We start from the raw sequence: 13,876 nt of genomic DNA on the forward strand, positions 1-13,876 counted from the left end.
ACAGCACGGTCCCGAAAATAAAAATGGGTGCCTGCTCCGAGCGGAGCCGCACCCATGAACACCCTCGCGTGCGCGACCGCACGCGCCGTCGCCGCCCGGGGGCAGCTTCGGCACATGCGACACATCGTGCGCGTGGCGCGCTTACACCGAGCGCGACGTATGCAGATTCGCGATCTGTTCCTTGCTGTAACCCAGCTCGGCCAGGATCTCGTCGGTGTGTTCGCCCAGCAGCGGCGAGCCCGTGATTTCCGGCTTCAGGCCCGAGAACTTGATCGGGCTGCCAACCGTCAGGTACGTACCCCGTTCCTTGTGCGGCACTTCCACGATCGTGCCCGATGCACGCAGCGACGGGTCGTTCGCGATTTCCTTCATCGACAGCACCGGTGCGCACGGAATGTCGAACTTGCGCAGGATGTCGACCGCTTCGTACTTGGTCTTGTCGGCAAGCCACTCTTCGATGGTCGCAAAAATGTCGAAGATGTGCGGTTGACGCGCTTGTGCCGTGGCGTAGTTCGGGTCGTTGATCCATTCCGGCTTGCCCAGCGCGCGGCAGATCGGCTCCCAGGCGTGACCCTGAATCGTGAAGTAGATGTACGCGTTCGGGTCCGTCTCCCAGCCCTTGCACTTGAGCACCCAGCCCGGCTGACCGCCACCGCCGGCATTACCGCCACGCGGCACCACGTCGCTGAATTCGCCATGCGGGTACTGCGGATACTCTTCGAGATAGCCGACACGGTCCAGACGCTGCTGGTCGCGCAGCTTCACACGGCACAGGTTGATGACCGAGTCCTGCATCGACACGGCGACCTTCTGACCGCGGCCCGTCTGACCACGACCGATGAGTGCCGTCAGAATACCGATAGCGAGGTGCATGCCGGTGTTGCTGTCGCCGAGGGCAGCCGCCGACACCGTCGGAGGGCCGTCCCAGAAACCGGTCGTCGACGCGGCACCGCCAGCGCACTGCGCCACGTTTTCATAGACCTTCAGGTCGTCGTAGTGGTGACCGTCCGAGAAGCCCTTGACCGACGCCACGATCAGCTTCGGGTTCAGTTCGCTCAGACGCTCCCACGTGAAGCCCATGCGATCGAGGGCGCCCGGTGCGAAGTTCTCCACGAGGACGTCCGATTCCTTCACGAGCTTCTCGAGCACTTCCTTGCCTTCCGGCGTCTTCGTGTCCAGCGTCAGCGAGCGCTTGTTGCTGTTGAGCATCGTGAAGTACAAGGCATCGGCGTCGGGAATGTCGCGCAATTGGCTACGCGTGACGTCGCCCGAACCCGGGCGCTCCACCTTGATGACGTCCGCACCGAACCAGGCCAGCAACTGGGTGCAGGCGGGGCCGGCTTGCACATGCGTGAAGTCGATGATCTTGATACCTTCGAGGGGTTTGCTCATGTCATGTCTCCTTAATTGACTCGGATTACTTTTTCATCGCCGCGCTTTGCGGATTCAGGTTCGTCAGACGGCCGCTCTCGGTGCCCGCAGCTTCGTCGATGACAGCATTGATGAGCGCCGGCTTGCCTGCCGCAATGGCTTCCTTGAGCGCCTTCGTCAGTTCTTCCGGCGTGGTGACGTTGTAGCCAATGCCACCGAAGGCTTCGATCATCTTGTCGTAGCGCGCGCCCTTCACGAACACGGTCGGCGCTACGTCCTTGCCGCCCGTCGGATTGACGTCGGTGCCGCGATACACGCCGTTGTTGTTGAAGATGATGGTGGTCACCGGCAGCTCGTAACGGCAGATGGTTTCGAGTTCCATGCCGCTGAAGCCGAACGCGCTGTCGCCCTCGATGGCGACGACCGGTTGGCCGCTCGTCACGGCAGCGCCGATGGCGAAGCCCATGCCGATGCCCATCACACCCCAGGTACCCGAGTCGAAGCGCTTGCGCGGCTGGTACTGATCGATGATGGCGCGGGCGTAGTCGAGCGTGTTCGCGCCTTCGTTCACGAGGTTGATGTCCGGGTGTTGCTTGAGTACGTCGCGAATGGCGCCGAGTGCACTGTGGAAGTTCATCGGCGACGGGTTCTGGGCAAGCGTTGCCGCCATCTTGGCCAGGTTCTTGTTCTTGCGCTCGGCAATCGCGCCCGTCCACTCGGCGGAAGGCTTGCCGAACTTGCTGTCGATGCCGGCGAGCAGTGCCGACACGCAGGAACCGATATCGCCGATCACCGGCGCGGCAATCGCAACGTTGCTGTCGATCTCCGTCGGCGAGATGTCGATCTGCACGAACTTCTTCGGTGCCGAGCCCCACGTCTTACCCTTGCCGTGGGCGAGCAGCCAGTTCAGGCGCGCGCCGATCAGCACGACCACGTCGGCCTCTTGCAGCACGAACGAGCGCGCGGCCGATGCCGATTGCTCATGCGTGTCGGGCAGCAGCCCCTTGGCCATCGACATCGGCAGGTACGGAATGCCGGTCTTCTCGATGAGGGCGCGAATATCGGCATCGGCTTGCGCATAAGCCGCGCCCTTGCCCAGCAGAATCAGCGGCCGCTTGGCGCCCTTGATGACGTCGAGCGCGCGCTGCACGGCATCCGGCGCCGGGATCTGACGCGGTGCGGCGTCGATCACGCGAATCAGCGAGTCCTTCGCCTTTTGTGCGTCGATGGTCTGCGCCAGCAGCTTGGCCGGCAGATCCAGATAAACGCCGCCCGGACGGCCGGACACAGCCGCACGGATCGCGCGGGCGAGGCCCACGCCAATGTCTTCGGCGTGCAGCACGCGGTAGGCTGCCTTGCAATACGGCTTGGCCGCATTGAGCTGGTCCATCTCTTCGTAATCGCCTTGCTGCAAGTCGACGATCTCGCGCTCGCTCGAGCCGCTGATCAGGATCATCGGGAAGCAGTTGGTCGTCGCGTTGGCGAGTGCCGTCAGGCCATTCAGGAAGCCAGGTGCAGATACGGTCAGACAGATGCCGGGCTTCTGCGTCATGAAGCCGGCGATGGCGGCCGCGTGGCCTGCATGCTGTTCATGGCGGAAGCCGATGAATCGCATGCCTTCGGCTTGCGCGAGGCGAGCCAGATCGGTGATGGGAATCCCCACCAGACCGAAGATGGTGTCGATGTCGTTCGCTTTCAGGGCATCGATGACCAGATGAAAGCCATCCGTCGTTTCTGCCTCGGACACGATGTTCGCGTGTCGGCTGGTGTCTTTGAGCGTGTCGCCCGCGGTGTCGTTTTCCGCCTTGCCGACTGGCACGGTCATCGCAATGGACATAATTCTCTCCTCCAAATTTTCCGGTTTCAGTGTTGCGTCGTCTTGTCTGACGATTAGTGGGTAATCCTGTACTGCTTCTCTACTTGCTCACCCGGTCGTGCAACCGGGCCCGCGAGGGCACGGATTGCACGCCGGTCAAACATTTCGCTAATCAAGCCAGCCAGTCTGCTTCTTCACTTCGTCAGTGCGCGTTACGTGGTGCTGCGGCTCAGATCCGCAGCCTTCACGACCGGCTCACTGGATTGCGCCTTGTAGTCGCTGGCGTAACGCTGTGCCAGACGGGCACGCATCGGCTTGAGGACGAACAAAGCAAGGAAGGCAGCGAAGGCATTCATGCCGCAAGCGACCATGAACACGGCCTGCCAGCTGCCGGTCATCGAGGTGATGACACTTGAGAAGGGCACCAGCAAAGCGGCGGTCCCCTTCGCGGTGTACAACATCCCCGCGTTGGTGGCGGCATACTTCGAGCCGTACGTGTCGGCACAGGTCGCCGGGAACAAGCTGTAGATCTCACCCCAGGCGAAGAACACCAGGCCGGTCAGGAGCACGAATGCCACCGGGTGCTGGCCATACTTCGCCAGTGCGTAGATCCCCACGGCTTCCATCGCAAACGCGATGAACATGGTGTTTTCCCGACCGATCTTGTCCGATATCCAGCCGAACACCGGACGCGTCACCCCATTGAGCACACGGTCGATAGCCAGTGCGAAGGTGAGTGCGGGCAGCGTGAGACCGAGAAGCGAGACAGGCGCCTGATCCAGACCGTAGTCCTTGGCGATCGGGCCGAGCTGTGCCGTTGCCATCAGACCGCCGGCAGCCATCAGCACGAACATCAGATACATCAGCCAGAACACCGGGGAGCGCATGACTTCAGTCGGCTTGGCGTTGTAGCGCATGGCGCCCGGGGCCAGCTTCTTGAGTGCTTCGATCGACGCGGGCGGACTGGCGAGCGCCAGCCCCAGCACCAGCACGATGATCCCCTGGCCCAGCCCGAAGGTCAGGAAGGTGTTCTCGTAGCCGCTGGACTTGATCATGTTGGCGATCGGCACCACGGTCAGTGCAGAACCGGCGCCGAAACCGGCAGCGGTAATGCCCGCGGCAAGACCGCGACGATCCGGGAACCACTTCAGCGCGTTACCCACGCAGGTGCCATACACTGCACCGGCGCCCACGCCGCCCACCGCTGCTGCGAAATACAGCATCGGCAGCGAAGATGCATAGGCATTCAGCACCCACGCAATACCGCACAACAGACCACCCCCGACCACGACAGGGCGCGGGCCGAACTTGTCGACCAGATACCCTTCGATCGGCACCAGCCAGGTCTCGGTCACGACGAAAATCGTGAAAGCGACCTGAATGGCCGTACGGCCCCAGTGATACTTCTCATCGATCGGGTTGACGAACAGCGTCCACCCGTACTGCAAGTTGGCGATCATCGCCATGCAAATCACGCCGAACACGAGCTGAACCCAAGGGCTCGCGAACACGGATTGCTTACCGTGTTGATTTGTCGTCTCCACTTGTACCTCCTCCATCGGTTTCCAGTTGTTTGGCAGCTTCACAACAACAACACCTTCCGGATGGGGTCTATGCCCCCTGGGTATGCTTTACGAGGTCTTTGCCTCGTCGACTTGTCTCTGATGCTCACGGGAGTCCATTGCCTTTCCCGCAAATATACCGAACGAAATATACGATATATCAGATATAAGTCAACACTAATTTATCGCTGTCCTCGCTTTCCCCCTCGCGTGCCGAAGTCGTTTTCGTCCATTGCAGCGAAAACAACTACGGCACGCGAGGCACTGTCCTAAGTGGCGGCTAGATACAGTAACGCCACTGTAGGACGGAGCGGCGCAACAACGCAATGCGAAAACACTAAGGAGTTAACCTGATCCGCAAAGCCTGCCAGACAAGGCGCTCAGCCCTTTTATATCGGGCTCCTTGCTAATTTTTAAAACCAGCACAAGGCGATATTTTTGTGAATTTTTCTCACAAAATGGGATCAACTAACGCCCGTCGCTCTCGCTGTAACACACCGTAATAATTCGCTCATCGGAGGTCCAAAGCGTTTTTCATCCCCTCCCTTCATGCCGGTCACGCTCACACATCGATGCCTTGATTTTTCAGTCGCCTGCGGGGAAACCATGACCGCGATCGCCCGGAGAATGCTTGGCGATGTCCACCTTGTGATATACGATATACAACATTTGGTATTAGAAAAATAAACGGCCAGTACCAGGCCCCAGGTTTCGATTGACCTTTGGAGGGAGAGACTTCATGAAGATTTGCATCTATGGCGCTGGTGCCATCGGTGGCTATCTCGGTGTGCAACTCGCGCGCGCCGGAGCCGATGTCAGTCTGGTGGCGCGCGGCCCGCATCTGGCCGCCATGCGCGAGCACGGACTCAAGCTGCTGATCGATGGCGAGGAGCGCGTCGCCCAGTTGCGTTGCACGGACGATCCGCACGAACTCGGTCCGCAGGATTACGTGATCATCGCCCTGAAGGCGCATTCGGTCCCGGCGGTACTCGACGCGATGCAACCGCTGATCGGCCCGGACACGGCCGTCGTCACCGCCGTGAACGGCATCCCCTATTGGTACTTTTACAAGCACGGCGGCGCGCTCGAAGGTACGACGCTGGAGAGCATTGATCCGGGCGGCCGCCAGTGGCGTCAGCTCGGGCCGGAGCGCGCTATCGGCTGCGTGGTCTACCCCGCGACCGAAGTGGTTGCGCCGGGCGTGATCCAGCATGTCTATGGCAACAAATTCCCGCTGGGGGAAGCCAGCGGCGAGCGCACCGAACGTGTGGAGAAGCTCTCTCAATTGATGATCGCCGGCGGACTCGACGCCCCGATCCGCGAGAACATCCGCGACGAAATCTGGCTCAAGCTGTGGGGCAACCTCTGCTTCAATCCGATTTCCGCTCTGACTCACGGCACGCTCGACATCATTGCCAGCGATCCGGGCACGCGAGCCATTGCGCGCGCCATGATGCTCGAAGCCAAAGCGATCGGCGACAAGTTCGGTGTGCACTTTCGCGTCGACGTCGAGCGTCGCATCAATGGCGCAGGCGCTGTCGGCGCGCACAAGACTTCGATGCTTCAGGACCTGGAGCGCGGCCGCGCCATGGAAATCGATCCGCTCGTCTCCGTCGTGCAGGAGATGGGACGCCTCGCGGGCGTGCCAACGCCGACGCTCGACGTGGTGCTCGCCCTGATTCAGCAGCGCGAGTTCATGACACAACCCGACGCCGTCGCCGCCGCGCAGGCGCGATTGGCCAAGGCGGCCTGAGCAGGGCGCCGTTGATTCGGGATGGCGTCATGCAGGGCGCGCGGCAGCGCCCTGGCCAATTCAGCGCTATCTATATAGAGAACAGATAAAGAATCGCACGGCCGGTCGAGTGGGATATCACCGCTCCCCCTGCTGCGCAATCGCTCAAACGTGCCGCCGCCGGCTTCCCGGTCGCGGCCGATTTTTTGCCGCAGCCCCTCGGCTTGTCCGGCCGATATACGCAATACCGCGTGTGGTTTCGCGGCAACGCAATAACGCTCACTTGCCTTACCCCGGGCGCCCAACGGCGTCCCTCGAAAAACAGGCACGCCACCCGCGTCCCGAAATCCACACGAATGCAAGCCCGACGGACATCTGAGGAGGTACACCGCCATCATCGACCCAATGAACAGTATCGGAAAAAGAGACAAATCCAGGCAGTGGACGCATGATGTGACGTAAAGAACGTCCCGAAAAACGATAAATTTTGATATTCGGTATGTGGTATATCTTGAGACTTGTTGCGGCGCGACATACAATGCAAAGCAAGTTCTCCCCCACATTACGACCGTTAATCGTTTATCAGGAGTGTCACCATGTTAATCGCTGCGCTTACTTTGCTTGCCCTTGCTTCTGCCCTTGCCGCCGGTGTCGCGATGGTTCACCTTTTTGTCGCCTTGCCGGCCTCGATGCTCGAAAAAGCCGAAAAGAATGGCCGTTTCGCGTATCTGGCGGAAACCACGCAGGCAAACGAATCGGGTAAACTCGTTACCAAGCCGGCAACCATCGTGGGGCAGCAAGCATTGCGCCTCTGAAGGGGCCGTAATACCTAGGAGACTATTGCATGTCCCTGATCACCCCAACTCCGGCGCGCGTGACTCCGCTCGCGCTGGAGCCGATCGACACCACCACGAGTTTTCGCAATCAGGCGTATGCGCTGCTGAAAAAAGCCATCGCCGATGCCGATATCTATAACCAGAAGGAAGAAATTCGCCTGGATGAGCGTCAGCTTATCCAGGTGCTTGGCGTTTCGCGCACGCCGATTCGCGAGGCCATGACCCTGCTGGAACAGGAAGGCTTTCTGCGTACGGTGCCGCGCCGGGGCATTTTCATCATCCGCAAGACCAAGCGTGAAATCGTCGAGATGATTCAGATGTGGGCCGCCCTCGAAGGGATGTCCGCGCGGCTGGCCACGTTGCATGCGAGCGATGAAGAAATCGCGAAGCTGCGCCACTTGTTCGACGAGTTCGTCAATGCACCGCCGACGGATCATATCGAGGAATATTCGGACGCGAACATCGACTTCCATCAGGCCCTGATCAATCTTGGCGGCTCGCAAGCCATTGCCAATACGATCAAGAACCTGTTCATTCACGTGCGCGCCATCCGCAAGGTGACGATCGCTCAGAACGACCGGGCTGCCCGCTCGATTGTCGATCACCTGAAGATCATTACGGCCCTTGAGAAGCGTGACACGGAACTCGCCGAGAAACTCGCGCGCGACCACACGCTCGGCCTGGCTGCCTTCGTCGAAGAGCACTGCGACTTCCTCGAGTAACGTCAGCGTCTGCGAGCGCGTCCGGCAACGGACGCCGCCAGTAAAAAGGCCGGCGGCATGCAAATGCCGCCGGCCTTTTCTTTATCCCCTTTTGCCCCCCACCGCCCTGCCTCCACCCACGCACGAATGGAGGGAGGACCGCCCCCACTCACCGCGCTCACCGCCCTCGCCTGTCGCCTATCTCTCCCGAATTCGGGTAAACGAGGCTGCCAAACCGGGTGTCATGCTATTGCATGTATACCGTATATCATATATCGTGTTTCACATACTGATGCTTCGCCTCACCGTCGGCAACGGCCTGCCGAGCGAGCGAAAACGTGTGAGAAGCACTGCCCTTCATCGGGTGCATCGATGAGTGGCGAACGGTTTTGGCGTTGCAGGACTCGCGAGACCGGAGCATTGACCAAAGTTAACGGAAGTAAGCAACGGGCGAGAGGCCGAACCCGTGCGGCATATGGTGGGGGCTATGTGCCGCACGCTCTTCCGGCGCCGCGCTGATCGCTAGACCCGAGCAGCGTTGCCGGATGTGACCATTGGGCCTCTCGCCCCGGGGCAGGACAACAACAGATAACCCATACCCTCAGGCGCACAGTTCCCCACGGTGCGCCAAACAGGAGACAACAGCCATGCGCGAGGCTTTTTCCATCGCGACGGTGCAAGCGATTCTGGACGTACATGCGGCTCAGGAAGGCCCCCTTCTGCCGATCCTCCATGACGTTCAGGAAGCTTTCGGCTACGTACCCCCGGATGCCGTGCCTGTCATCGCCAACGCCCTCAATCTCTCTCGCGCCGAAGTGCATGGCGTGATCACGTTCTATCACCACTTCCGCACCAGTCCGCCGCCGCGTCATGTCGTGCAGATCTGCCGTGCCGAAGCGTGCCAGAGCATGGGCGCCGACGCACTCGTTGCGCATGCCGAGCGTGTATTGGGTTGCGCCATGCATAGCCACAGCGGCGATGTCGCACTTGAGCCGGTGTACTGCCTCGGCCAGTGTGCGACGTCGCCTGCCATCACGATCGACGACAAGCTGCACGCGCGCGTCACCCCCGAGAAATTCGACCGTCTGGTCGCCCGCGCAAAGGATGCCGCATGAGCCAAGCCTCCACTTCCACCTCGCCGGCCACCCCGCCCGCAACGGCTCGCACGGCCGGCAAAGTGCGGCTCTACCTGCCGCGCGATTCCGCCGCCCTCGCGCTCGGCGCAGATGACGTTGCCGAGGCGATTACCGCGCAAGCTGCACAGCGCGGCATCGATATCGAACTGGTGCGCAACGGCACACGCGGCATGCTCTGGCTTGAACCGCTGCTCGAAGTTGTCACCCCCGCAGGGCGTGTCGCTTACGGCCCGGTCGAAGCCGACGACGTGCCCGGTCTGTTCGACGCCAACGTCACGGCGGGCGGCGATCATCCGCTTGCGCTCGGGCTGACCGAAGAGATCCCGTATTTCAAGAAGCAGGAACGTCTCACGTTCGCCCGTGTGGGCCTCACCGACCCGGTATCGGTCGACGACTACGTGGCGCACGACGGTTATCGCGGTCTGCGCAACGCGCTCGCCCTGGACGGCGCCGCCATCGTCGCGCAAGTGACCGAGTCGGGTCTGCGCGGACGCGGCGGTGCGGCGTTCCCGACCGGCATCAAGTGGAAGACGGTGCTGAACACGCCGGCCGCACAGAAGTACATCGTGTGCAACGCTGACGAAGGCGATTCCGGCACATTCGCCGACCGCATGCTGATGGAAGGCGATCCGCTCGTGCTCGTGGAGGGTATGACGATTGCGGGCATCGCCGTAGGCGCCACGCGCGGCTACATCTACGTGCGCAGCGAATATCCGCACGCCATCGACGTGCTTAACGAAGCCATCGTCAACGCCAACAAGGCAGGCTATCTCGGCGAGAACATTCTGGGCTCGGGGCAAACGTTCCACCTCGAAGTGCGCAAGGCGGCGGGCGCGTATGTCTGCGGTGAAGAAACGGCGTTGCTCGAAAGTCTCGAAGGCAAGCGAGGCGTGGTGCGCGCCAAGCCGCCACTGCCCGCGATCGAAGGTCTCTTCGGTTTGCCGACGGTCATCAACAACGTGATTTCGCTGGCCTCGGTGCCGATCATCATGGATCGCGGTGCGGAGTTCTATAAGAACTTCGGCATGGGACGCTCGCGCGGCACACTCCCTATTCAGCTCGCCGGCAACATCAAATACGGCGGTCTCATCGAGAAAGCCTTCGGCGTGACGTTGCGCGAGATTCTGTACGACTACGGCGGTGGCGCCATCACTGGCCGCCCGCTGCGCGCGGTGCAGGTGGGCGGCCCGCTCGGCTCGTACCTGCCCGAATCGCAATGGGATACGCCACTCGACTATGAAGCGTTCGCTGCGCTCTGGGCCGTGCTGGGTCACGGCGGGATCGTGGCCCACGACGACACCGTGGATCTCGCCAGGCTCGCGCGCTACGCGATGGAGTTCTGCACTATCGAATCGTGCGGCAAGTGCACGCCGTGCCGTATCGGCTCGACGCGCGGCGTCGAAGTGATGGACCGGATCATCGACGGACGCGACCGTCCGAAGCAGATCAAGCTGCTGCGCGACCTGTGCGACACCATGCTCGCGGGCTCGCTATGCGCCATGGGCGGCATGACGCCCTACCCCGTGCTGTCTGCGCTGAATCATTTCCCAGAAGACTTCGGCGCGGCCGAGTCGTCGAATCTGCCGACCAAGGCCGCCTAGGAGAGTGCCCACCATGATGGACCCGATGTTTGAAAAGGATTACGGCACCCCGCGCCGCGAATCGACGAAGGAAGTCACGCTGGAGATCGACGGCGAACAGATCACGGTGCCCGCAGGCACCTCGATCATGCGCGCGGCCTCCGAGAGTGGCGTGAACGTACCTAAGCTGTGCGCCACCGACTCGCTCGAGCCGTTCGGTTCGTGCCGCCTCTGCCTCGTCGAGATCGAAGGCCGTCGCGGCTTTCCGGCGTCGTGCACGACCCCTGTTGAGCCGGGCATGAAAGTGCGCACGCAATCGCCAAAGCTGCAGGAATTGCGCAAGGGCGTGATGGAGCTCTACATCTCCGATCACCCGCTCGACTGCCTGACCTGCGCAGCCAACGGCGACTGCGAACTGCAAGACATGGCCGGCGTGACCGGACTGCGCGAAGTGCGCTACGGGTTCGATGGCGCGAATCACTTCGACAGTCAGAAAGACGAATCCAATCCTTACTTCACTTACGACGCCTCGAAGTGCATTGTTTGCAATCGCTGCGTGCGCGCCTGTGAAGAAACGCAAGGCACATTCGCGCTGACGATCTCGGGGCGTGGCTTCGAAGCCCGCGTCTCGCCGGGTCAGGATCAGCCGTTCATGGACTCGGAATGCGTATCGTGCGGCGCCTGCGTGGCGGCCTGCCCGACAGCGACGTTGCAGGAAAAGTCCGTCATCCATCTCGGTCAGGCCGAGCACGCCAAGATCACCACCTGCGCCTATTGCGGCGTGGGCTGCTCGTTCAAGGCGGAGATGAAGGGCAATGAAGTCGTGCGCATGGTGCCGCATAAGGACGGGCAGGCCAACGAAGGCCACGCTTGCGTGAAAGGCCGCTTTGCCTGGGGTTACGCCACGCACAAGGACCGTATCCTGACCCCGAAGATTCGCAAGAAGATCACCGACCCGTGGCAGGAAGTGTCGTGGGACGAGGCGCTCGACTATGCCGCCTCGGAGTTCAAGCGGATTCAAGCCAAGTACGGACGCGACTCGATCGGCGGTCTGGTGTCCTCGCGCTGTACGAACGAGGAAGACTATCTGGTTCAGAAACTGGTGCGCGCGGCGTTCGGCAACAACAACGTCGACACCTGCGCACGCGTGTGCCACTCGCCGACCGGCTACGGCCTGAAGGCAACGCTCGGCGAATCGGCCGGCACGCAGACGTTCAAGTCGGTCGAACAGTCGGATGTGATCCTCGTGATGGGGGCGAACCCCACCGACGGCCACCCGGTGTTCGGCTCGCGCATGAAGCGGCGTTTGCGCGAAGGCGCCAAGCTGATCGTGATCGACCCGCGCCGCATCGATCTGGTGAAGAGCCCGCACATCAAGGCCGACTATCACCTGCAACTGCGCCCGGGCACCAATGTGGCCATCATCAACGCCATGGCCCACGTCATTGTGACGGAAGGCCTGATGGCCGATGCTTTCATCGCCGAGCGCTGCGAAGACCGGGCGTTCGAACAATGGCGCGAGTTCATCGCGCGTGCCGAAAACTCGCCCGAGGCCACCGAGGTCCACACCGGCGTGCCCGCGCATCTCGTGCGCAGTGCTGCGCGGCTGTACGCCACGGGCGGCAATGCAGCGATCTACTACGGTCTGGGCGTGACCGAGCATGCGCAAGGCTCCACGACCGTGATCGGCATCGCCAACCTCGCCATGGCCACCGGCAACATCGGCCGCGAGGGCGTGGGGGTGAACCCGCTGCGCGGTCAGAACAACGTGCAAGGCTCGTGCGACATGGGCGCCTTCCCGCACGAACTGCCGGGCTATCGTCACGTATCCGACTCGGCGGCGCGTGCGCTGTTCGAAGCCGAATGGGGCGTAGCGTTGCAATCCGAACCGGGCTTGCGTATCCCGAACATGTTCGATGCCGCAATCGCCGGCACCTTCATGGGCCTGTACTGCCAAGGGGAGGACATTGTTCAGTCCGACCCGAACACCCAGCATGTGACCCACGCGCTCGAACAGATGGAGTGCATCGTCGTGCAGGACATCTTCCTGAACGAAACGGCAAAGTATGCGCATGTATTGCTGCCGGGCTCGTCGTTCCTGGAAAAGGACGGCACGTTCACCAACGCCGAGCGTCGCATTTCGCGCGTGCGGCAGGTCATGCCGCCGCGCGCCGGTTACGCCGATTGGGAGGTGACGATTCAACTGGCCAAGCGTCTGGGCTACGAGATGAATTACTCGCATCCGTCGGAAATCATGGACGAGATCGCTCGCCTCACACCGACCTTCACCGGCGTGAGCTACGAGAAGCTCGATCAGGTGGGCAGCGTGCAGTGGCCGTGCAACGAAGCAGCGCCGGACGGCACGCCCGTCATGCACATCGACGAATTCGTGCGCGGCAAGGGCAAGTTCCTCATCACGCAATACGTGCCGACGGACGAGAAAGTCACGCGTCGCTTCCCGCTCATTCTCACGACCGGGCGGATTCTGTCGCAATACAACGTGGGGGCACAGACACGCCGTACGGACAACGTCTATTGGCATGACGAGGACCGCCTCGAGATCCATCCGCACGACGCAGAAGAGCGCGGCGTGAAGGACGGCGACTGGGTCGGTATCCAGAGTCGCGCCGGTGAGACGGTGTTGCGTGCGGTAGTGAGCGAGCGCATGCAGCCGGGGGTGGTGTACACAACGTTCCACTTCCCCGAGTCGGGGGCGAACGTCATCACCACCGATAACTCGGACTGGGCGACGAACTGCCCCGAGTACAAGGTGACGGCCGTGCAGGTCACGCCGGTGGCGCAGCCGTCGGAATGGCAGCGCCAGTACTCCGACTTCAACCGTCAGCAGGAGGCGTTCCTCGGACACGCCCACAGCACGACGGAAGCGAGTCCGAGCTAAGCGGTAACGCGTGGCAGCACGCCACAAAGGGAAGCAACGCGCACCGTGCCGGCAGAGGTCTGTGAAGTCTGCAACCTCTGCGAAGCGGTGCGTAGCGCCGGACAATCCGCGTCCAGCGCCGGACGGCTCCGGCGGGCTTCACCGTCTAATGCCATGAGACGGTGCGGCGGACGCGAGATTGGCCACGTAGCAAGGCAAGACACCGCACATCGCACGGCAGCACACCGACAGAGAACGATTTCA

General features: G+C 61.8%; 9 protein-coding genes. 6 read left to right on the forward strand and 3 right to left on the reverse strand.

Going from position 1 to position 13,876, the window contains the following annotated elements:
- Positions 1–141 precede the first annotated feature (141 nt).
- The 3 genes from frc to oxlT all read right to left on the reverse strand — a co-directional run bounded on the left by frc (position 142) and on the right by oxlT (position 4,746).
- Positions 142–1,392 carry a formyl-CoA transferase gene (gene frc / locus AT395_RS17335; RefSeq protein WP_042115150.1) on the reverse strand — a complete coding sequence of 417 codons (1,251 nt, stop codon included), beginning with the start codon at positions 1,390–1,392 and terminating at the stop codon, positions 142–144.
- A gap of 25 nt (positions 1,393–1,417) precedes the next feature.
- The gene (gene oxc, locus AT395_RS17340; RefSeq protein WP_172417137.1) at positions 1,418–3,208 is read right to left on the reverse strand and encodes an oxalyl-CoA decarboxylase; all 1,791 of its coding nucleotides are present in this window, start codon (positions 3,206–3,208) and stop codon (positions 1,418–1,420) included.
- A gap of 191 nt (positions 3,209–3,399) precedes the next feature.
- Positions 3,400–4,746 carry an oxalate/formate MFS antiporter gene (gene oxlT, locus AT395_RS17345; RefSeq protein WP_042115148.1) on the reverse strand — a complete coding sequence of 449 codons (1,347 nt, stop codon included), beginning with the start codon at positions 4,744–4,746 and terminating at the stop codon, positions 3,400–3,402.
- A 742-nt stretch (positions 4,747–5,488) separates the two neighbouring features.
- On the opposite strand from oxlT, the gene AT395_RS17350 reads away from it, so the two are divergent.
- The 6 genes from AT395_RS17350 (at position 5,489) to fdhF (ending at position 13,633) form a co-directional block, all read left to right on the forward strand.
- Entirely contained in the window at positions 5,489–6,502 is a 1,014-nt protein-coding gene (locus AT395_RS17350) for a 2-dehydropantoate 2-reductase (protein ID WP_048629013.1), read from the forward strand.
- A 575-nt stretch (positions 6,503–7,077) separates the two neighbouring features.
- On the forward strand, positions 7,078–7,296 hold the full coding sequence (locus AT395_RS17355) for a hypothetical protein (RefSeq protein WP_042115144.1): 219 nt from the start codon (positions 7,078–7,080) through the stop codon (positions 7,294–7,296).
- A gap of 29 nt (positions 7,297–7,325) precedes the next feature.
- Complete coding sequence (locus AT395_RS17360) at positions 7,326–8,039, forward strand: GntR family transcriptional regulator (RefSeq protein ID WP_039409675.1); 714 nt, start codon at positions 7,326–7,328, stop codon at positions 8,037–8,039.
- Positions 8,040–8,665: 626 nt separating this feature from the next.
- Positions 8,666–9,133 carry a formate dehydrogenase subunit gamma gene (locus AT395_RS17365; RefSeq protein WP_042115141.1) on the forward strand — a complete coding sequence of 156 codons (468 nt, stop codon included), beginning with the start codon at positions 8,666–8,668 and terminating at the stop codon, positions 9,131–9,133.
- Positions 9,130–10,755, forward strand: a complete 1,626-nt coding sequence (locus AT395_RS17370; RefSeq protein ID WP_224787634.1) for a formate dehydrogenase beta subunit — start codon at positions 9,130–9,132, stop codon at positions 10,753–10,755. Before AT395_RS17365 ends, AT395_RS17370 begins: the two co-directional genes overlap by 4 nt.
- Before the next feature lie 13 nt (positions 10,756–10,768).
- The gene (gene fdhF / locus AT395_RS17375; RefSeq protein WP_094068425.1) at positions 10,769–13,633 is read left to right on the forward strand and encodes a formate dehydrogenase subunit alpha; all 2,865 of its coding nucleotides are present in this window, start codon (positions 10,769–10,771) and stop codon (positions 13,631–13,633) included.
- The last annotated feature ends 243 nt before the right edge of the window (positions 13,634–13,876 follow it).

This window comes from Pandoraea apista (genome assembly GCF_001465595.2).
In the GTDB taxonomy this organism is placed as follows: Bacteria; Pseudomonadota; Gammaproteobacteria; order Burkholderiales; family Burkholderiaceae; genus Pandoraea; species Pandoraea apista.

Excerpts from the sequence above, each read along its gene's own strand:
- frc (WP_042115150.1), bottom strand. The coding sequence starts at position 1,392 with ATGAGCAAACCCCTCGAAGGTATCAAGATCATCGACTTCACGCATGTG.
- oxc (WP_172417137.1), bottom strand. The coding sequence starts at position 3,208 with ATGTCCATTGCGATGACCGTGCCAGTCGGCAAGGCGGAAAACGACACC.
- oxlT (WP_042115148.1), bottom strand. The coding sequence starts at position 4,746 with ATGGAGGAGGTACAAGTGGAGACGACAAATCAACACGGTAAGCAATCC.
- AT395_RS17350 (WP_048629013.1), top strand. The coding sequence starts at position 5,489 with ATGAAGATTTGCATCTATGGCGCTGGTGCCATCGGTGGCTATCTCGGT.
- AT395_RS17355 (WP_042115144.1), top strand. The coding sequence starts at position 7,078 with ATGTTAATCGCTGCGCTTACTTTGCTTGCCCTTGCTTCTGCCCTTGCC.
- AT395_RS17360 (WP_039409675.1), top strand. The coding sequence starts at position 7,326 with ATGTCCCTGATCACCCCAACTCCGGCGCGCGTGACTCCGCTCGCGCTG.
- AT395_RS17365 (WP_042115141.1), top strand. The coding sequence starts at position 8,666 with ATGCGCGAGGCTTTTTCCATCGCGACGGTGCAAGCGATTCTGGACGTA.
- AT395_RS17370 (WP_224787634.1), top strand. The coding sequence starts at position 9,130 with ATGAGCCAAGCCTCCACTTCCACCTCGCCGGCCACCCCGCCCGCAACG.
- fdhF (WP_094068425.1), top strand. The coding sequence starts at position 10,769 with ATGATGGACCCGATGTTTGAAAAGGATTACGGCACCCCGCGCCGCGAA.